The sequence below is a fragment of the Pseudomonas mandelii genome (assembly GCF_024138395.1).
Taxonomy (GTDB): domain Bacteria; phylum Pseudomonadota; class Gammaproteobacteria; order Pseudomonadales; family Pseudomonadaceae; genus Aquipseudomonas; species Aquipseudomonas mandelii_E.
Map to the genome: position 1 here is coordinate 13,141 of NZ_JAMYDU010000026.1, position 19,174 is coordinate 32,314.

A 19,174-nucleotide genomic window follows, 5' to 3' on the forward strand; every position below is an offset into this window, starting at 1 on the left:
CTGAACATCCCCCAAACCCGTGTTCCTTTGCACATTTGCCAGTAAACTCTCCTCCCTTTAGTCGCTGTCATTTTCCTCGCGACCATTACCTTATTTCCTACGGAGTACGCCTTGCGTCTGTTTCACACCTCCGACTGGCACCTTGGGCAGAACCTGCATGGCCAGGAGCGCGATTTCGAGCACGCCTGCTTTCTTGACTGGCTGCTGCGCCAGCTGAAGCTGGACCAGCCTGAGGTGCTGCTGATCGCCGGCGATATCTTTGACACGGTCAACCCGCCGGTCAAAGCCCAGGAACGCCTCTACGATTTCATCGTCGGCGCCCACGAACAGCAGCCGTTGCTGACCATCGTGATGATCGCCGGCAACCACGACTCCGGCTCGCGAATCGAACTGCCCGCGCCGTTGATGCGGCGTTTGCGCACCCACGCCCTCGGTCGCGTGCTGTGGCTCGATGACGGTCAACTGGATGCCGAACGCCTGTTGTTGCCGCTGCCTGATGCCAGCGGCGAAATCGGCGCCTGGTGCCTGGCGCTGCCGTTCCTGCGCCCCGCCGAAGTGACTGGCGCGCATTTGGGCGATAACTATTTGCGCGGCATCGGCCAGGTTCATGAATGGCTGATTGAAGCCGCGAACACCAAGCGCAAGCCGGGCCAGGCGCTGATCGCCATCAGCCATGCGCACATGGCCGGCGGTTCGGTTTCGGAAGATTCCGAACGCAGTCTGATCATCGGCAACGCCGAAGCCCTGCCCGCCAGTCTGTTCGGGCCGAGCATCAGCTATGTCGCCCTTGGGCATTTGCACAAGCCGCAGAAGGTCAACGGTGAAGAGCGCATCCGCTACTGCGGCTCGCCGATTCCGTTGTCGTTCTCCGAGATCAATTACCAGCATCAGATCCTCGACATTCAGCTCGATGGAGAAACATTGGTCAGCGTCGAACCGCGCTTGATTCCGCGTTCCGTCCATCTGCAACGCCTCGGCTCCGCGCCGTTGGCGGAAATCCTGCTGCAACTGGCCGACCTGCCCAACATCGACCTGCTCGCCGATATCCAGCGTCAGCCGTGGCTGGAAGTGCGGGTCCGTCTCGACGAACCGCAACCGGACCTGCGCCATCAAGTGGAAACGGCGCTGCAAGGCAAGGCTGTGCGGCTGGTGCGAATTGCCGCCGAATACGCCGGCAATGGCAGCCGCGACGGCGTCGATGACGGCACAACCTTGATCGAACTGGATCAGCTTTCGCCCCAGGAACTGTTCAGCCGCGCCTGGCAGGACAACTACGGCAGCGAGGTCGACGAGCAAACGCTCAAGGACTTCGCCGAGCTGTTGCAAGACGTGCAGATGGAGAGCGAACAGCCATGAAGATCCTCGCGATCCGCCTGAAAAACCTCGCCTCCCTGGCCGGGCCGTTTGAAATCGACTTCACCGCCGAACCCTTGGCCAGTGCCGGCCTGTTCGCGATTACCGGGCCGACCGGCGCTGGCAAAAGCACGCTGCTCGACGCCCTGTGCCTGGCGCTGTTTGGCGCCGTGCCGCGCCTGAACAACACCGGCCGCGACGCCAAGGTCCCGGATGCCGATGGCGAAATCGGCACCGGCGACCCGCGCACCCTGCTGCGTCGTGGCACCGGCGAAGGCTATGCGGAAGTGGATTTCGTCGGCATCGACGGTCGCCGCTATCGCGCTCGCTGGGAGGCCAATCGCGCCAGGGAAAAGGCTGGCGGCAAGCTGCAAGCCAGTCGCCAGAGCCTGCGCGACATCGATCAGGATCAACTGCTGGCCAGCCAGAAAGGCGAATACAAAGCGCAGCTCGAAGCCGCGCTGGGCCTGAACTTCGAACAGTTCACCCGCGCCGTCATGCTGGCTCAGAGCGAGTTCAGCGCCTTCCTCAAGGCTGACGACAACGACCGCAGCGAACTGCTGGAAAAGCTCACCGACACCGCGCTCTACACCCGTCTCGGTCGCCGCGCTTTCGACAAGACCAAAGAAGCTCGCGAAGCCCATAAGCTGCTGCAGGATCAGGCCACCGGGGTTACGCCGCTGTCGCCGGAAGCCCGGGCGGAACTGGATGAGCGCTTCAACGACGCTCAACAGCAACTCAAGACCCAACAAGCGCAGCTCAAACAGTTGGAGTTGCAACACACCTGGCTCAAGGACCTGCGCCAGATGCAGGACGCGCAACAGAGCGCCACCGAACAACTGCACTCCGCCCAGCAACACTGGAACAGCCTGGCCGGCGAGCGCTTGAAGCTGACCCGCCTGGAGCAACTGGCCCCGCAACGGCATCAGTTCGCGCGCAAGACCGAACTCACCGCCCAGCTCACGCCGCTGGCGGCGCAGATTCAGCAGCACACGCAACAGCAAAGCGAACTGACCGCGCGACAGACTCAACTCGAGCAGAGCCTGAGCGCCGCCCAAACGGCGCTGACCCAAGCGCAAAGCCAACATGCCTCCAGCGCGCCACTGCTGCGTCAGGCCTTCGAAGAGCAAAGCACCCTCGCCCGTCTGGTCAAGGACGCCAGCCTCAGTGCCGACCTCAAGCAGCAGGCGGAACTGGCCTGCACTCAGGGTCAGGGCACGATTCAGGGCTTGCTCGACCAACAGAAACAGGTTGCCGAGCGGTTGCAGCGGATTGCCGGTGAACTGGAGCAAAGCACTCATCTGGCGCCGTTGAGCGACGCATGGAACGCCTACCGCGATCGCCTGCAACAACTGATGCTGATCGGTAATCGTCTGAACAAGGGCCAAGCCGAACTGGCCGCGCTGGAGCAAAGCGCCGCCCGCGCCGCCGGGGAATTGGCCACCCAGCGCCAGAGCCTGGAGGTGTTGTACAAAGAAGCCGGCGCCGAGCCCGAAGCGGTGGCCGAGCAGATTCAGATCCTCGGCAGCCTGCTGCAAGACAACCGCAAGCAACTGCGGGCCTTTGAAGAGCTGACACGTCTGTGGGCCAGCCAGCAGGAACTGGACAAGCGCGGCGCCGAGCTGCAGCAGCGGCAACTTGCCGCGCAGCAAGATCGCGATCGTCTGACCCAGGACGGCGTGAAGACCAAGGCAGAACTGACCGTCGCCGAACAGACCCTGACCGTCACCCGCGAACTGCTGGAGCGTCAGCGTCTGGCGCGCAGTGCCAGTGTCGAAGAACTGCGTGCGCAGTTGCAGGACGATCAGCCGTGCCCGGTTTGTGGCAGCCCGGACCATCCTTATCATCAGCCCGAAGCGTTGCTGCAAAGCCTCGGTCGACACGATGAAAGCGAACAGGCCAACGCTCAGAAAGCCGTCGACCTGCTCAAAGAAAAACTCACCGATCTGCGCGCCGAAGTCGGCGGTTTGATCGCTCAGCAAAAGGAATTGCTGCAACAGCAAGAACAGCTCGCGACTCAGCAACAAGGCTTGGCGCCAAGCCTGGAAGCGCACCCACTGTCCGCGCAACTGTTGGCCCAGGACGCCAGCAAACGCGATGCCTGGCTAACGCAACAAAGCGGCCAGTTGAACCAGAGCATCACGCAGGACGAACAACGGCAAACCGCCCTGCTCACCCTGCAACAGGATGCCGCGCGTCTTGCGCAACAACTGCGCAGCGCGGAAGCGGCGAGTCAGCAAGCAACACAACACCTGATCAACCAGCAACGCGAATTGAGCAGCGATCGCCAACGTCTGGACGAAGAACTGACCGCTTTCAGCAACCTGCTGCCGGCCGACACGCTCGAGGCCCTGCGCAACGAACCCGCCGCGACCTTCATGCAACTCGATCAGCAGATCGCCCAGCGTCTGCAACAACTTGACCAGCAGCGCGATGAACTCGGCGAACAGCAACAGCGCCAGCAAACGCTGGAGAAAGAACAGGACCGTCAGCAGACCCGCATTCAGCAACAGGAAGCTGCGCAGCAGCAGTTCACGGCGCTGGCCGGGCAGCAACAGGCTTGCCAGGAAAAACTGACGCAACTGCTGGGTGAACATGCCAGCGCCGATGAGTGGCAGCAGCAACTGGATCAGGCCGTCGATCAGGCGCGTAGTGCCGAAGCGACGGCCAATCAGGAATTGCAAACCGTGCGCACACGGTTGGTGCAATTGGCCGCCGAACTCAAGGCGCAGCAGGAACGTTCGCAAGCGCTGGAAACCGAAGATCACGAGTTGAGCGGCAAGATCGCCGACTGGCGCGCGCAACATCCAGAGCTGGACGACGGCGGACTTGAAGATTTGTTGGGCGTCGACGACCAACAGGTCAGCGAACTGCGTCAACGATTGCAGCAGAGCGAAAAAGCCATCGAGCAAGCCAAGGTGCTGTTGCAGGAGCGCGATCAACGCTTGCTCGATCATCAGGCGCAGCACAACGGCAATCTCGATGCCGAACAACTGGCCACGACGCTCGCCGAGCTGCAAAACCTGTTCGCCGCCAGCGAGCATCGTTGCGCTGAATTGCGCGCTGAACAGGCCGAGGATCAGCGTCGACAAAACGCCAATCAGGCGCTGGCGCAGCAGATCGCCGATGCCTATACCGAATACCAGCGCTGGGCACGCTTGAATGCGCTGATCGGTTCGGCCACCGGCGACACCTTCCGCAAGATCGCCCAGGCCTACAACCTCGACCTGCTGGTGCATCACGCCAACGTCCAGTTGCGGCAACTGGTGCGGCGCTATCGCCTGAAGCGTGGCGGCAGCATGCTCGGGTTATTGGTGATGGACACCGAGATGGGCGATGAACTGCGCTCGGTGCATTCGCTGTCCGGCGGCGAGACGTTCCTGGTGTCGCTGGCCCTGGCGCTCGGTTTGGCGTCGATGGCTTCGAGCACGCTAAAAATCGAATCGCTATTCATCGACGAAGGCTTCGGCAGCCTCGATCCGGAATCCCTGCAACTGGCCATGGACGCCCTCGACGGTTTACAAGCGCAGGGCCGCAAGGTCGCGGTGATTTCCCACGTGCAGGAAATGCATGAACGGATTCCGGTGCAGATTCAGGTCCAGCGCCAAGGCAACGGCCTGAGTACGCTGGAGGTGAAATGAATACGCTGTATTCGTTCCGCCGCTGCCCCTACGCCATGCGCGCACGCATGGCACTGCGGTATTCAGGGGTTGAGGTGAATATCGTCGAGGTCAGCCTCAAGGCCAAACCCGCCGAAATGCTCGCACTGTCGAGCAAAGGCACGGTGCCGGTGCTGAGTGTGGATGGGCAGGTGATCGATGAAAGCCTGGAAATCATGCGCTGGGCATTGGCGCAGAACGATCCGCAGGACTGGTTGCTCAAGGATGACCCGCAAGGACAGGAACACAGCGCCGCGTTGATCGAAGAGAACGATCAAGTGTTCAAGGTGCACCTGAATCGCTACAAGTACGCCGAGCGTTATCCCGAGCAACCAATGGAGTTTTATCGCGCCGAGGGCGAGGTGTTTTTGCGCAGGCTGGATGAGTTGCTGGAGGGACGCGACTACTTGCTGGCCGGGCACCCGAGCCTGGCGGATGTCGCCGTGATGCCGTTCGTGCGGCAATTCGCCCACGTGGATCGCGAGTGGTTCGCGCAGACGCCTTATGTGCGATTGCAAGCGTGGTTGCAGCGCTTCATCGAGTCAGACCTGTTCACATCAATAATGAAGAAATAACCGCGCCCCTTGTAGGAGCGAGGCTTGCCCGCGAAGAATCCACTGCGGTGTTCAAGTAGACCGCGTCATCGTTCTTCGCGGGCAAGCCTCGCTCCTACAGGGGGGGGTGGGGACTCATGCCAATACTGAGCACATCCCCAACGCTGAGCAATCCACTTGGAATGGCCCGAAGAATTCGCTATCGGACTTGAACGGCGGATTGCCCACCAGCAACCCCAAGGCCTTGGCCGTCTGAATGTTGTGAGCGATGTTGTGATTGCATTCGATGGCCCGCGCCACCGACCCCGCCGAGCCCTGCCCGAGCCCCAACAAAGAAGCGCCATTGGTCATGAACGCCAGGAAGGCGATGACCCAGAGTTTGCGTCCTTTCATGCCCCCACCACTCCCGCCACGTCGGCGTGATCGACCGTTACGCTTTGCGCGCGGTGTTCAAATTGAATGGCGGGATAAGCGACCTGAATCGGTGCTTGAAGACTATGTTGCGATTGAGCCGAAAGGCTGACGACCAACACCATGGCCACGTAAAGACCGATGGCCAGATAGGCGCCGTGTTTGGCAGAAATAATGATTGCGCTGGCCATGGGGTTCTCCGTGGGCATGTTTCAGTGCCCACAGAATCGATCAAAAAACAGAGGATCACTAGCGACCTTTATGCATAGTCGCTATCAGTTTTATTGATCGTGAACCCAGCGTGTTTCAGTCCTCGATAAAGCTCATCAAGCGCTCGCGGGCCGCCTCCGGCTCGTTGGGAACGGGCTCGGCGGCCGACAGAATCGGGGTGGAATAGAGAAACAGGAGAACTACTGCCAGACGCATCGCCATGCTGTCGATCCTTTTAGAGAAGGAGTCAAAAAATCAGCGTCAAATTTAAACTCATGGCGATGTGATATCAAGCGCGAGATTGATGTTAATTTTATGTCTCCCTGTAGGAGCTGCCGCAGGCTGCGATCTTTTGATTTTAAAAGTCAAAAGATCGCAGCCTGCGGCAGCTCCTACTCGAGAGCCAGCAGCGCGGAAGTTTCAGTGTTGGGTTTTGTGATCCAGCGCGGCGTAGAAGTTGGCGCTCTGTTGCAGGTATTTCGGGGTGTAGCTTTGGGTGTGGGATTTTTTGTCGCTGATTTCAACGTTGGCGTTTGCGGGCAGAGCAACGGTGGCGGAGATAGCGGAAGCGGCGATGACGGAGAAGAGATTGAAGTTCATGGCGGGAATCCTCGATTCAGTTGGCTTGCTTGACCGGTGGGGCCGTGAAGCAAACTTAACTCCCGAGGGTCGGCGCCTTGAAATGCTTTGTAGCATTAGCCGATATCACTCTCATTAATAGAAAGTTGCAGGCCCCATCAATCGGGGCCTGCGCTCTATTGACGCACCAGGAACTTGAGATCGCTCGGGGCATCCATTGGCAGTTTCTGCACGGTTTTACCCAACAGACCGGTCTTGGCATCGCGCTCGACGACGACAATCTGGTTGCTCTTCTGGTTGGCAATCAGCACAAACTTGCCACTCGGATCGAGGCTGAACTCGCGGGGGTGATCACCGTCCACAGAGCGGCGCTGAAGCTCTTTGAGGTGGCCGGTCGCCGGGTCGATGGCGAACACCAGCAACTGATTGGTGGTGCCACGGTTGCTGACGTATAGAAACTTGCCATCGGCCGAGGCATGAAGCGCAGCCGCGGCCTTGCCCGAGGTGGGCAGACCCGCCGCAAGATCGACCAACTGCGTTTCCTCAAGCTTGCCGTCTCGGTAATCGAACACTGCGACTTGCGCGCTCATTTCCATGGTCAGCCAGGCGTGTTTGCCGTCGGCGCTGAACAGCAAGTGTCGCGGTCCGCTGCCGGGTGGCAACTGGACGAACGCGGGTTTAGCGGCGGTCAGCGGCAGTTCCGGATTGGCCTTGGGGTCGAAGCGATAGACGAAAATCTTGTCCGCCCCCAAATCGTTGGAAAACACGTATTGACCATCCGGCGATGAAACCACCGAATGCACGTGCGCCGACTTCTGCCGCTCAGGGTTGACCCGGCTGGACGGATGACTGCTCATCTGCACCACCGGTTTGAGCGTGCCATCGGTGCCCACTGGTAACACCGCCATGGTGCCGCCCGGGTCTTCAGCCACCGAGTAGTTGCTGACAAACACGTGACTGGCGTCGCCGCTGACGCTCGAGTGCGTCGGTTCGTTGCCCAGGGTTTGCGCCTGACTGATCAGGCTCAACTCATGGGTCTTGGGATCAATCGCATAACTGCTGACACGCCCTACCGGATCGGCCTGACCGGGGCCGTTTTCGTTGACCGCGAACAGGCGCTGTTGATCCTTGGACACGGCCAGCCAGGATGGGTTGGCGCTCTTCACCACTTGCAGGGGTTTGGCGTCGATCTGCCCCGTGCGGCTGTCGAAACTCAGACGATAAATCCCCTGGCTCTGGCCCGCGGTGTACGAGCCCACCAGCAATTCGTAACTGTCGGCCGGGGCCGCTTGCACGCCCATTGCGCCGACGCTGCCGGCCATCAACAGCGGCCAGAGGTTACGCATCCTCATTCGTTTCGTCCTCGTCGTCAGCGCCGCCGAACGCTTCCATAGGCACCAACCGGTGCTCGCCGGAATCGCCGGTGATGATCCAGCTCTTCAAGTCGGGATCAAAAGTCGCCGCCGCGATCTGCGCCACGCTGAACTCCCAGCGCTTGAGCGCCCGACCGTCCATGCATTCGATGTGCAGGTTATCGTCTTCATCGAGAGAGAAGTCGAAGGCGTGCAGCCCGTCGATTTCCAGCATGTCGCAGTGCTCAAGGGCTTCGATCAAGGTGTTGGTTACGGCAGTCATGGCAGTCAATCTTTGAATGGGAAAGTGGCAATGATAGCTCATCACACCGCAATGATCGTTCCACTCGACCCTGTGGGAGCGGGCTTGCCCGCGATGGCGGCAGTACATCCAACAATTTGGTGATTGTCAGATCGCTATCGCGGGCAAGCCCGCTCCCACAGGGATGGTGATCGGCCGTTAGAGCGCTTCGCGCGATGGCTTGCCATCGACCAGGCGCTGGATGCGCAGCGGATTGCCATTTTTCAGCGCTTCCGGCAGCAGGCTGTCGGGGTAGTTCTGGAAGCACACCGGGCGCAGGAAACGGTCGATGGCCAAGGTGCCCACCGACGTGCCGCGCGCATCGGAAGTCGCCGGATACGGCCCGCCATGAACCATCGCGTCACAGACTTCCACGCCAGTCGGATAGCCGTTGAGCAGGATCCGCCCGACCTTCTGTTCCAGCAATGCCGTCAGCTCACCGAACTGCTCGAAGTCTGCCGGCTCACCGATGATCGTTGCCGTCAACTGCCCATGCAGGCCGTGCAACGCGGCATTGAGTTGCACCTGATCCGCCACTTCGACGAACACCGCGGTCGGGCCGAACACTTCCTCTTGCAGCACTTCATCGCCATCGAGCAACAGGCTGACATCGGCCTTGAACAGTTGCGGTTGCGCCTGATTGCCTTGTTGCGGACTGCCCGCCAGATGCTCGATCTGCGGATGCGCGAGAAGCTTCTGCAGGCCTTTGCCGTAGCTACTCAACGTACCGGCGTTGAGCATGGTTTGCGCCGGTTGATCGCCAATCAGCCCCGCCACCTGCTGCACGAACGCGCTGAACTGCGGCGAACGAATGCCGATCACCAACCCCGGATTGGTGCAGAACTGACCACACCCCTGGACCACCGAAGCTGTGAGATCACGGGCGATACTTTCAGCCCGAGCTTCCAGCGCCTGCGGCAACACGATCACCGGGTTAATGCTCGACATCTCGGCAAATACCGGAATCGGCTGCGCCCGTGCCGCGGCCATGTCGCACAGTGCACGACCACCCTTCAGTGAGCCAGTAAAACCGACCGCCCGAATCGCCGGATGCTTGACCAGCGCTTCACCCACCCCGCCGCCGTAGATCATGTTGAACACACCGGCCGGCATCGACGTTTTCTCGGCCGCGCGGATCACGGCGTCAGCCACCCACTCAGCGGTTGCCATGTGGCCACTGTGCGCCTTGAACACTACCGGGCAGCCGGCGGCCAATGCCGAAGCGGTGTCGCCGCCCGCCGTGGAAAATGCCAATGGAAAGTTACTCGCGCCAAACACGGCAACCGGCCCGAGACCGATGCGGTACTGACGCAGGTCCGGACGCGGCAATGGCGTACGTTCTGGCAGCGCGCGATCAATCCGCGCGCCATAGAAATCACCACGCCGCAGGACCTTGGCGAACAAACGCATCTGACCGCTGGTGCGACCACGCTCGCCTTGAATGCGGCCGGCCGGCAATGCGGTTTCGCGGCAGACTACGGCGACAAAATCATCGCCCAAAGCGTCCAGTTCATCGGCAATCGCATCGAGAAATTGCGCACGCCGTTCGGCGCTCAGGCTGCGATAGGCCGGGTAAGCAGCGGCGGCAGCCTTCGCGGCGGCGTCGACCTCTTCAGGAGTGGCTTGATAGAAATCGTGAGGCAAAGCCTCGCCGGTGCTGGCGTCGATGCTCTGGAGTTTGACGGAGCCGGTAGCGCTGCGCTGACCGCCGATGTAGTTGTGGCCAAAAATTCGGGTCATGGATGTCTCCTTAAAGTGTGCCGACGGTGCCGGGTTGGAACGCCGCTTCAACGGGCTCAATACCGTTGATCAAGGGCGCACCGAACTCGGCCTGACTGATCTCGAACACATCACCCGGTCGGGTGCGGATGCCGTCAGCGAAAGACAGGGTCGCGGTGCCGAAGAAGTGAATGTGCACGTCGCCGGGGCGCAGGAACTGGCTGTATTTGAAATGGTGATACTCGAGGTTTTCCAGGCTGTGGCACATGTTCGCTTCGCCACTGAGGAACTCGTTCTGCCACAGCACCTCACCATCGCGCAGGATGCGACTGGTGCCTGCCAGATGCTGCGGCAATTCGCCGACCCGAAGCTCCGGACCATAGCTGCAACTGCGCAACTTCGAATGCGCCAGGTAGAGGTAATTCTTGCGCTCCATCACATGATCGGAGAACTCATTGCCCACGGCGAAACCGAGGCGATACGGTTTGCCGTCGTGGCCGATCACATAGAGCCCGCTGAGTTCAGGCTCCTCCCCGGCATCTTCGGCAAACGGCGGCAGCGGGAACGGTTTGCCCGGTCGCACGACGATGCTGCCATCGCCTTTGTAGAACCATTCTGGTTGCACGCCGGCCTGGCCGGTCGCGGGTTTACCGCCCTCCACGCCCCACTTGAAGATGCGCATGGTGTCGGTCATGGCGATTTCGTCGCCGACCTGCTGATGCATTTTGTCCCGCGCCGAAGCGCTGCCCAAATGGGTCAGGCCGGTGCCGCTGACCAGCATGTGCGCCGGGTCCGGGTGATCCAGCGGCGGCAGGATTTGCAGATTGGCCAGCAGCGCTGAATAGTCGTGATTGATGCCCAACCCCAAGGTTTGAACCTGTTGCTCAAGATTGACCCCCGCCTCGATCGCCGCCAGCGCCAGATCCCGCACCGAGCGCGCATCCTGCACTTCGCGCACCAGGCCGTCCTCGACCACGCCGACACGACGCTCGCCGTTACTCAATTCGAACTGAACTAAACGCATGATTTTCTCCTGTAAACAAATCTCAAATCCAACGCAGCCCTCTGTGGGAGCGAGCTTGCTCGCGATAGCGGCCTAACATTCAACATTGATAGGGACTGACACTCCGCCATCGCGAGCAAGCTCGCTCCCACAGGGAATTTGTGTAATGTCTCAGGTGCGGGTCGCCCCCCGAGCACTAGCGGCGAACTGGTCGGCCGGCAGCACATGCTTACGCTCCAGCAGCCGATAAACCACGCCCGTCAGCACCAGGCCGAACACCATCACGCAAGATAAGAAGTACAACCCCGACGCCAGATTGCCGGTGTATTCCTTCAACGCGCCGATCACGAACGGACCGATGTAACCGCCGAGGTTGCCCACCGAGTTGATCAACGCGATCCCCGCCGCTGCACTGGCGCCGGCGAAGAAGCGACCCGGCAAGGTCCAGAACACCGCGGTGCAGGAAAACAGCGCGAACGCCACCAGGCAAAGCGCCGCCAATTGCAGCACCGGCATGGTCAGCCAGGCGCTGAGGAATAGACCGATGGCGCCCAACACATACAGCACCGCCAAATGACCGTAGCGATCATTCAAGCGATCGGAACTGCGCGGGATGATCAGCAAACCGATGATCCCGAAGATGTACGGCACCGATGACACGAAACCCGTCACCAAGTCAGTGCCACCGAACTGCTTGATCAACGTCGGCAACCACAAACCGAGACCGTAGATGCTCAGGGTCACCGGCAGATAGAACAGCGCCAGCAGCAACACGCGTTTGTCCTTCAGCGCATGCAGCGGATTGCCGTGGCGGGTCTGGCCGTATTCTTCCAGGTCCTTTTTCAGCTCGCCGGTCAGCCAGTCTTTCTCTGCCTGATCCAGCCATTTCACCTGCTGCGGGCCATCCGGCAGGTAACGCAGCACTGGCCAGGTCAGCAGGATCGCCGGCATACCGATGACGATGAACAGCCACTGCCAACCGTGCAGCCCAAGAATGCCATCCATGCCCAGCAAGCCGCCGGACACCGGGCCGGTGATCATCATCGCGATGGGTTGGGAAAGGATGAACAACCCGAGGATCTTGCCGCGATGGCGGACCGGAAACCATTGGGTGATGTAGTACAGGACGCCCGGGAAGAACCCGGCTTCGGCCGCGCCGAGCAGAAAGCGCATCACATAGAAGCTGTTCGGTCCCTGGACGAACGCCATGCCGATGGTGATGGCACCCCAGGTGACCATGATCCGCGCGAACCAGCGCCGGGCACCGAAGCGGTCGAGCATCAGGTTGCTGGGGATTTCCAGCAGGAAATAGCCAATGAAAAACAGCCCGGCACCCAGGCCATAAGCCGCGTCACCCAGGCCGATGTCGGCGCCCATGTGCAGCTTGGCGAAACCTACCGCGGAGCGATCCACATAGGCGATCAGGTACAGCAGGATCAGGAAGGGAATCAGTTTCAGCGTGATGCGACGAATAAGCCGCAGTTCCTGGCTCATGAGTTCGGTCTCCGATTGTTGTTGTTATAGAACCTCGGGGGACGCCTCTCGCAGAAAACCGCCAGGGCCATCCCTCCGCTGAAAACGACTATATAGTAATACTATTTAACCAACAACACTTCCAAATGGCCGAAATGTCGCTTATGTTACGTCATAGCTCGAACAATATAGTCATACAATAAGAGAACCGATTATGTCCGATAAGAAACCCACCCTGCGCTCCGCCCAATGGTTTGGCACCGCCGACAAGAACGGCTTCATGTACCGCAGCTGGATGAAGAATCAGGGCATCGCCGACCATCAGTTCCACGGCAAGCCGATCATCGGCATCTGCAATACCTGGTCGGAACTGACCCCGTGCAACGCGCATTTCCGGCAGATCGCCGAGCACGTCAAACGCGGAGTGATCGAAGCCGGCGGTTTTCCAGTGGAATTCCCGGTGTTCTCCAACGGCGAATCGAACCTGCGCCCCACCGCGATGCTCACCCGAAACCTGGCGAGCATGGACGTCGAAGAAGCGATTCGCGGCAACCCGATCGATGGCGTGGTGCTGCTCACCGGCTGCGACAAAACCACCCCGGCGCTGCTGATGGGCGCGGCCAGTTGCGACGTGCCGGCGATTGTCGTCACCGGCGGGCCGATGCTCAACGGTAAGCACAAGGGCCAGGACATCGGCTCGGGCACGGTGGTCTGGCAGCTCAGCGAACAGGTCAAGGCGGGCACCATCACCCTCGACGATTTCCTCGCGGCCGAGGGCGGCATGTCACGCTCGGCCGGCACCTGCAACACCATGGGCACGGCCTCGACCATGGCCTGCATGGCCGAAGCACTCGGCACTTCCCTGCCCCATAACGCGGCGATTCCGGCGGTCGATGCGCGCCGTTATGTGTTGGCGCACATGTCTGGCATGCGCGCGGTGGAGATGGTGCGTGAAGATTTGAAACTGTCGAAGATCCTGACCAAGGAAGCCTTCGAAAACGCCATCCGGGTGAACGCTGCCATCGGCGGTTCGACCAATGCGGTGATCCACTTGAAAGCCATCGCCGGGCGCGTCGGTGTCGAGCTGGACCTGGATGACTGGACCCGCATCGGTCGCGGCATGCCGACCATCGTCGATCTGCAACCCTCCGGGCGCTTCCTGATGGAAGAGTTCTATTACGCCGGCGGCTTGCCCGCGGTGCTGCGTCGCCTGGGCGAAGCCAACCTGATTCCGAACCCGAATGCCCTCACCGTCAACGGTAAAACCATCGGCGAAAACACCAAGGACGCGCCGATTTACGGCCAGGACGAAGTGATCCGCACCCTCGACAACCCGATCCGCGCCGACGGCGGTATCTGTGTGTTGCGCGGCAATCTGGCGCCACTCGGTGCGGTGCTCAAGCCCTCCGCCGCGAGTGCCGAATTGATGCAACATCGCGGGCGCGCAGTGGTGTTCGAGAACTTCGACATGTACAAGGCAAGGATCAACGATCCGGAACTGGACGTGGATGCCCATTCGATTCTGGTGATGAAAAACTGCGGGCCGAAGGGTTATCCGGGCATGGCCGAAGTCGGCAACATGGGATTACCGGCCAAGCTGCTGGCCCAGGGCGTGACCGACATGGTGCGGATTTCCGACGCCCGCATGAGCGGCACGGCGTATGGCACTGTTGTTCTGCATGTTGCGCCGGAAGCTGCGGCCGGCGGACCTTTGGCGACGGTTAAGGAAGGCGACTGGATCGAACTCGACTGCGCCAACGGGCGTTTGCATCTGGACATTCCGGATGCGGAGCTGGCGGCGCGCATGGCGGATCTGCAGCCGCCACAGCAATTGATCGTGGGCGGTTATCGTCAGCTGTACATCGATCATGTGCTGCAAGCGGATCAGGGTTGCGACTTCGACTTCCTCGTCGGATGCCGAGGATCCGAGGTGCCGCGCCACTCCCACTAATCACACTGTTTCCTGTGGGAGCGAGCTTGCTCGCGATAGCGGTTCAGCATTCAACATCTATGTTGACTGACACTCCGTCATCGCGAGCAAGCTCGCTCCCACATTTGATTTGCACGTGCCTCAAGATCGCGCCGCGCCTGCTATCATGCGCGGCACCCCATCGCACAGGATCGCGCCGTTCCCCATGGATTACCGCAAACCCTCCGACCGCAAAAGCATGCACTCGCGCATCGTCCAGGAACTGGGCATGCAGATCGTTTCGGGACGGTTCAAACCGGACGACAAACTGCCCGCCGAAGCCCTGTTGTGCGAGGAATACGCGGTCAGCCGGCCGGTGCTGCGCGAAGCCACTCGCGTGTTGGTCGCCAAGGGCCTGGTGTATTCCCGTCCGCGGGTGGGCACGGTGGTCAAGCAGCGCAAGGAATGGCACATGCTCGACCCGGACGTGCTGCACTGGCTGATGCAAAGCAGCCCGCAAAATCAATTCTTTGATCTGCTGACCAGCGTGCGCAGCATCATCGAACCCGCCGCCGCCGCGTTGGCCGCACAGTTCGCCACGGATGAAGACATCGCCTCCATCGGTGAAGCCTACCAACGCATGGAAGCGGCGCCGACGCCTGAAGCTTTGTTGCAACCGGACCTGGATTTCCACAGCCGCATCGCCGACGCGACGCATAACGACTTGCTGGCGAACCTGTGCAACATGCTGTCGGTGGCAATTGCCGAAGCCTTGAAGCACTCCAACCAACGACCGAATCTGCATGAATTGGCGCTGCCACGGCACAAGGCGATCCTCACGGCTATCGAGAATCGTGATGCGCTGGGCGCGCGGCATGCGACGCTGGTGCAGCTGGATGATGCGCGTAGCGCGCTGAATGTGGTGTTGGGTACTGATCCCTCATAATCACCACTGAACCCTGTGGGAGCGGGCTTGCCCGCGATGGCGGCGGATCAGTCGATACAAATGTTGAATGTTAAGCCGTCATCGCGGGCAAGCCCGCTCCCACAGGGGCTGGTGTGAATTTGAGGTATAAAAAAGCCGCAACCTTGGTTGCGGCTTTGTTGTTTCAGCGACCGGTCAGTGAGCAAACAGCGAGTTGCCCTTCTGCCCTGCCAGTTTTTCCGGCTTGATCAGGAATCGTGCCAGCGCTGGCAGCAGCCACAACGCGCCGAACATGTTCCAGAGCAGCATGAAGGTCAGCATCAGGCCCATGTCGGCCTGGAACTTGATGGCCGAGAAGATCCAGGTGCACACGCCGATCGCCAGGCACAGACCGGTGAACAGCACGGCTTTACCCGTGGACTTCAGCGTCTGGTAGTACGCCTCTTGCAGCGGCAAGCCGGCACGCAGGAAGCTTTCCAGACGGCTGTAGATGTAGATCCCGTAGTCCACGCCAATCCCCACCCCGAGCGCCACCACCGGCAAAGTCGCCACTTTCACGCCGATGCCCATGAACGCCATCAATGCGTTGCCGAGGACCGAGGTCAGTACCAGCGGCAGCACGATGCACAAGGTCGCCGCCCAGGAGCGGAAGGTGATCATGCACATGGTTGCGACGCAGATGTACACCAGAATCAGAATGGTCAGTTCGGAGCGTTTGATCACCTCGTTGGTGGCCGCCTCGATCCCGGCGTTACCGGCGGCGAGGATGAATTCCAGGCCTTCCTTGTTGTTCTCCTTGGCGAAGTCCTGCACCGCATGCACCGCGCGGTCCAGGGTTTCGGCCTTGTGGTCGTTGAGGAACACCAGCACCGGTGCCAGGGAGCAATTGTTGTTGTACAGGCCATCGGCACGGGCGATGGAGTTGTTCAGTACGTCCGGGTTGCGCGACAGGGTTTCCCATTTCAGGTTGCCCTCGTTCATGCCCTTGATCATCTGCTTGGACACAGTCACCAGCGAGATCGCCGACTGCACGCCCTCGGTGTTCTGCATTTTCCACATCAGCTCGTCGATCGGCGCCATGGCCTCATAACGCGAGCAGCCTTCGGACTTGGTCTTGACCATCACCACCAATACGTCGGAACTAGTGGAGTAGTTATTGATGATGAAGCTGTTGTCCTTGTTGTAACGCGAGTCCGGACGCAGTTCCGGCGCGCCCTGGTCGAGGTCACCGATTTTCAGGTTCTGGCTGTACCAGAGGCCACCACCGAAAGCGATCAGCGCCAGGGCAATCGAAATCGGGGCGACTTTGGGGCTGGCAAAGTTCGACAACAGGCGCCAGAAAGGATGCTCGCGGTGCGCGTCTTTCTTGCTGCGTTCGACCGCGCGTTTGCTGATACCGACGTAGGAAATCGCCACCGGTAGCAGGATCAGGTTGGTGAACACGATCACCGCCACGCCGATGGACGCGCCGATGGCCAGCTCACGAATCACGCCAATGTCGATGATCAACAGCGTGATGAAGCCCACCGCATCCGCAAGGATCGCGATCATCCCCGGCAGAAACAGCTGACGGAATGTGCGGCGTGCCGCGGTCAGCGCGTTCTCCGCCTCGCTGGACTGCAAGGCGATACCGTTGATTTTCTGCACGCCGTGGGAAATCCCGATGGCGAAGATCAGAAACGGCACCAGCATCGAATACGGATCAAGCCCGAAGCCGAAGAAGTGCATCAAACCCAGCTGCCAGACCACCGCCACCAGCGTCGTGCTCAATACCGCCACGGTGCTGCGCATGCAGTGAGTGAACCAGTACAGCAGGATCAGGGTAATGACGAAGGCGACGCCGAAGAACATCACCACCATGACCAGCCCATCGATCAGGTCGCCGACTTTCTTGGCGAACCCGACAATGTGGATCTTCACGTTGGGGTTTTGGGCTTCGAACTTGTTGCGGATCTTGTCTTCGAGTTCGTGAGAGAACTTGCGGTAGTCCAACGCCAGCAACTTGCCCTGGTCCTGCGGGTCCGGGTAGGACTCCAGCAGCGGGATGTCGATGATGCTCGACCTGAAGTCGTTGGCCACCAGCCGCCCGACTTGCCCGGACTTGAGCACGTTGTTGCGCAGCAGATCGAGGCTTTGCTGGGAGCCGTTATAGCTCTGGGGAATCACTTCACCGCCGGCGAAGCCCTCCTCCGTCACCTCGGTCCAGCGCACGCTCGGGCTCCACAACGACTTGAGGCCGGAACGGTCGACGCCGGAAATGTAGAACACCTCGTCGTTGATCTGACGCAGGGTCTCCATGTATTCCTTGGAGAAGATGTCGCCATCGGTGGCTTCCACGGAAATCCGCACCGTGTTGCCCAGGTTCGCCAGATCGTTGCGGTGCTCCATCATTTTTTCAATGAACGGATGCTCGAGCGGGATCATTTTTTCGAAACTGGTGGACGGCCGGATCAGCGTCGCCTGCCAGAACAGGAAAATACTGACCAGCAGGCAGATGACGATGACTGCCGGGCGGTTGTTGAAAATCAGGCGCTCAAGAAACGTCGCCTTATCCTGATGAGGAGTGCTTAAGGATGTCATAGACCCGCCTTCTTATTATTTGCCCGGCTCATTTGGACGACCCGTTTTTACCATTCTCTGCGCCGGTGGGCGAAGTGACGCGAACGCCACCCTGTCCAGCCAGAACCAGATTACCGTTGCCTGCCGCAGTCACCGCCGAGACGGAAATGCGATCCGGACGGTTGAACACGCTAAAGGTTTCGCCGTCGTCGGTGCTGCGAATCACGCTGCCGCCATTGCCGACGATCACGATGGAACCGTCATCGAGCAGCGTGGCGCCAGACAGGCCGAATTCCAGTGTGCCACGTGTAGCCTTGAGCTCGACCTGCTCCCAGGTGCTGCCGAAATCGGTGGAACGGTAAAGATTGCCGCGCAAGCCGTAGGCCAGCAGCGTCGCCGGTTGCGCAGTGCCGATCACACCGAACAGCGAGCCTTCATAGGGGCCTTCCAGCCTTTCCCAGGTCTGCCCTTCATCGGCGGAGCGGAACATGCTGCCCTGTTCGCCGACAATGAAAATGCCGGAATCCTTGACCGCGGCAATGGCGTTGAGGTGGTACTGGTCTTCGTTGTCGAGGCGATCGCTGACGTTTTCCCAGTTTTTACCGCCATCGGTGGTTTCCAGCAAGGCACCGTAAGCGCCCACGGCAAAGCCGCTGTTAACGTCCTTGAACCAGACGTCGAGCAGCGGCGATTCGCGTGTCAGGTCTTCGAATTGTTTGGTCCAGGTGATGCCGCCGTCTTCGCTGGCGAGGATCTGCGCGTCATGGCCAACGGCCCAGCCGTGTTTGTCATCGACAAAAAACACCGCCGTCAACAGTTGACGGGTCGGCACTTTGGCCTGGGTCCAGGTCGCGCCCTGGTCATCGGAATACAGAATGTGCCCGCGATCGCCGACCGCCACCAGGCGTTTGCCCGCGTGTACGACATCGAGCATCAGGCCTTTGCTGGCCTTGGCGGATTCAACGGAATAAACCACATCGGTGGCCGACGCGGCAGCGGCCAGCGCAGGCGCCGACAGCACGGTACAGCCCAACAGCGAGAGCGCTGTAGCCAGCAACGCGAACCTGCGTAACGCCGGCGGGCGGCCAATACTCACACCCATGACAGGCTCACTCATAGACCTTCCCTCACATTATTATTGTTAGGTCGTTCAACCCTTCAGGGCGC

Annotated in this window: 16 protein-coding genes; 5 read left to right on the plus strand and 11 right to left on the minus strand. The window is 60.4% G+C overall.

Going from position 1 to position 19,174, the window contains the following annotated elements:
- Positions 1–111 precede the first annotated feature (111 nt).
- The 3 genes from NHU87_RS24550 to NHU87_RS24560 are packed head-to-tail and all read left to right on the plus strand — an operon-like array spanning position 112 to position 5,587.
- Complete coding sequence (locus NHU87_RS24550; protein WP_253553138.1) at positions 112–1,356, plus strand: exonuclease SbcCD subunit D C-terminal domain-containing protein; 1,245 nt, start codon at positions 112–114, stop codon at positions 1,354–1,356.
- Positions 1,353–4,994 (plus strand): AAA family ATPase, encoded by a 3,642-nt coding sequence (locus NHU87_RS24555; protein ID WP_253553140.1) that lies wholly within the window; start codon positions 1,353–1,355, stop codon positions 4,992–4,994. The genes NHU87_RS24550 and NHU87_RS24555 overlap by 4 nt, the downstream gene beginning before the upstream one ends.
- Positions 4,991–5,587, plus strand: coding sequence for a glutathione S-transferase (locus NHU87_RS24560; protein WP_253553142.1), 597 nt, complete (start codon positions 4,991–4,993; stop codon positions 5,585–5,587). Before NHU87_RS24555 ends, NHU87_RS24560 begins: the two co-directional genes overlap by 4 nt.
- Before the next feature lie 114 nt (positions 5,588–5,701).
- Here NHU87_RS24560 and NHU87_RS24565 read toward each other — a convergent pair whose 3' ends face one another.
- The 9 genes from NHU87_RS24565 to NHU87_RS24600 form a co-directional block, all read right to left on the minus strand.
- Complete coding sequence (locus NHU87_RS24565; RefSeq protein ID WP_253553144.1) at positions 5,702–5,959, minus strand: hypothetical protein; 258 nt, start codon at positions 5,957–5,959, stop codon at positions 5,702–5,704.
- The gene (locus NHU87_RS24570) at positions 5,956–6,168 is read right to left on the minus strand and encodes a hypothetical protein (protein ID WP_253553146.1); all 213 of its coding nucleotides are present in this window, start codon (positions 6,166–6,168) and stop codon (positions 5,956–5,958) included. Before NHU87_RS24570 ends, NHU87_RS24565 begins: the two co-directional genes overlap by 4 nt.
- Before the next feature lie 115 nt (positions 6,169–6,283).
- The gene (locus tag NHU87_RS28430; protein WP_301271561.1) at positions 6,284–6,409 is read right to left on the minus strand and encodes a hypothetical protein; all 126 of its coding nucleotides are present in this window, start codon (positions 6,407–6,409) and stop codon (positions 6,284–6,286) included.
- Positions 6,410–6,607: 198 nt separating this feature from the next.
- Positions 6,608–6,787, minus strand: a complete 180-nt coding sequence (locus tag NHU87_RS24575) for a hypothetical protein (RefSeq protein WP_253553148.1) — start codon at positions 6,785–6,787, stop codon at positions 6,608–6,610.
- Positions 6,788–6,942: 155 nt separating this feature from the next.
- Complete coding sequence (locus tag NHU87_RS24580; protein ID WP_253553205.1) at positions 6,943–8,112, minus strand: lactonase family protein; 1,170 nt, start codon at positions 8,110–8,112, stop codon at positions 6,943–6,945.
- Complete coding sequence (locus NHU87_RS24585) at positions 8,105–8,401, minus strand: DUF5629 family protein (protein WP_253553150.1); 297 nt, start codon at positions 8,399–8,401, stop codon at positions 8,105–8,107. Before NHU87_RS24585 ends, NHU87_RS24580 begins: the two co-directional genes overlap by 8 nt.
- Positions 8,402–8,578: 177 nt before the next feature.
- The gene (locus NHU87_RS24590; RefSeq protein ID WP_253553153.1) at positions 8,579–10,159 is read right to left on the minus strand and encodes an aldehyde dehydrogenase (NADP(+)); all 1,581 of its coding nucleotides are present in this window, start codon (positions 10,157–10,159) and stop codon (positions 8,579–8,581) included.
- A 10-nt stretch (positions 10,160–10,169) separates the two neighbouring features.
- On the minus strand, positions 10,170–11,162 hold the full coding sequence (gene araD1, locus NHU87_RS24595) for an AraD1 family protein (RefSeq protein WP_253553155.1): 993 nt from the start codon (positions 11,160–11,162) through the stop codon (positions 10,170–10,172).
- Between the two features lie 150 nt (positions 11,163–11,312).
- The gene (locus NHU87_RS24600) at positions 11,313–12,635 is read right to left on the minus strand and encodes an MFS transporter (RefSeq protein ID WP_253553157.1); all 1,323 of its coding nucleotides are present in this window, start codon (positions 12,633–12,635) and stop codon (positions 11,313–11,315) included.
- 193 nt (positions 12,636–12,828) lie between these two features.
- On the opposite strand from NHU87_RS24600, the gene NHU87_RS24605 reads away from it, so the two are divergent.
- Positions 12,829–14,565, plus strand: a complete 1,737-nt coding sequence (locus NHU87_RS24605; RefSeq protein ID WP_253553160.1) for an IlvD/Edd family dehydratase — start codon at positions 12,829–12,831, stop codon at positions 14,563–14,565.
- Between the two features lie 184 nt (positions 14,566–14,749).
- Positions 14,750–15,469, plus strand: coding sequence for a FadR/GntR family transcriptional regulator (locus NHU87_RS24610; RefSeq protein ID WP_253553162.1), 720 nt, complete (start codon positions 14,750–14,752; stop codon positions 15,467–15,469).
- 174 nt (positions 15,470–15,643) lie between these two features.
- Here NHU87_RS24610 and NHU87_RS24615 read toward each other — a convergent pair whose 3' ends face one another.
- Both NHU87_RS24615 and NHU87_RS24620 read right to left on the minus strand, forming a co-directional pair.
- Entirely contained in the window at positions 15,644–18,028 is a 2,385-nt protein-coding gene (locus NHU87_RS24615; protein ID WP_253553164.1) for an efflux RND transporter permease subunit, read from the minus strand.
- A gap of 28 nt (positions 18,029–18,056) precedes the next feature.
- Positions 18,057–19,124 carry a WD40/YVTN/BNR-like repeat-containing protein gene (locus tag NHU87_RS24620; protein WP_253553166.1) on the minus strand — a complete coding sequence of 356 codons (1,068 nt, stop codon included), beginning with the start codon at positions 19,122–19,124 and terminating at the stop codon, positions 18,057–18,059.
- Between the last annotated feature and the right edge of the window lie 50 nt (positions 19,125–19,174).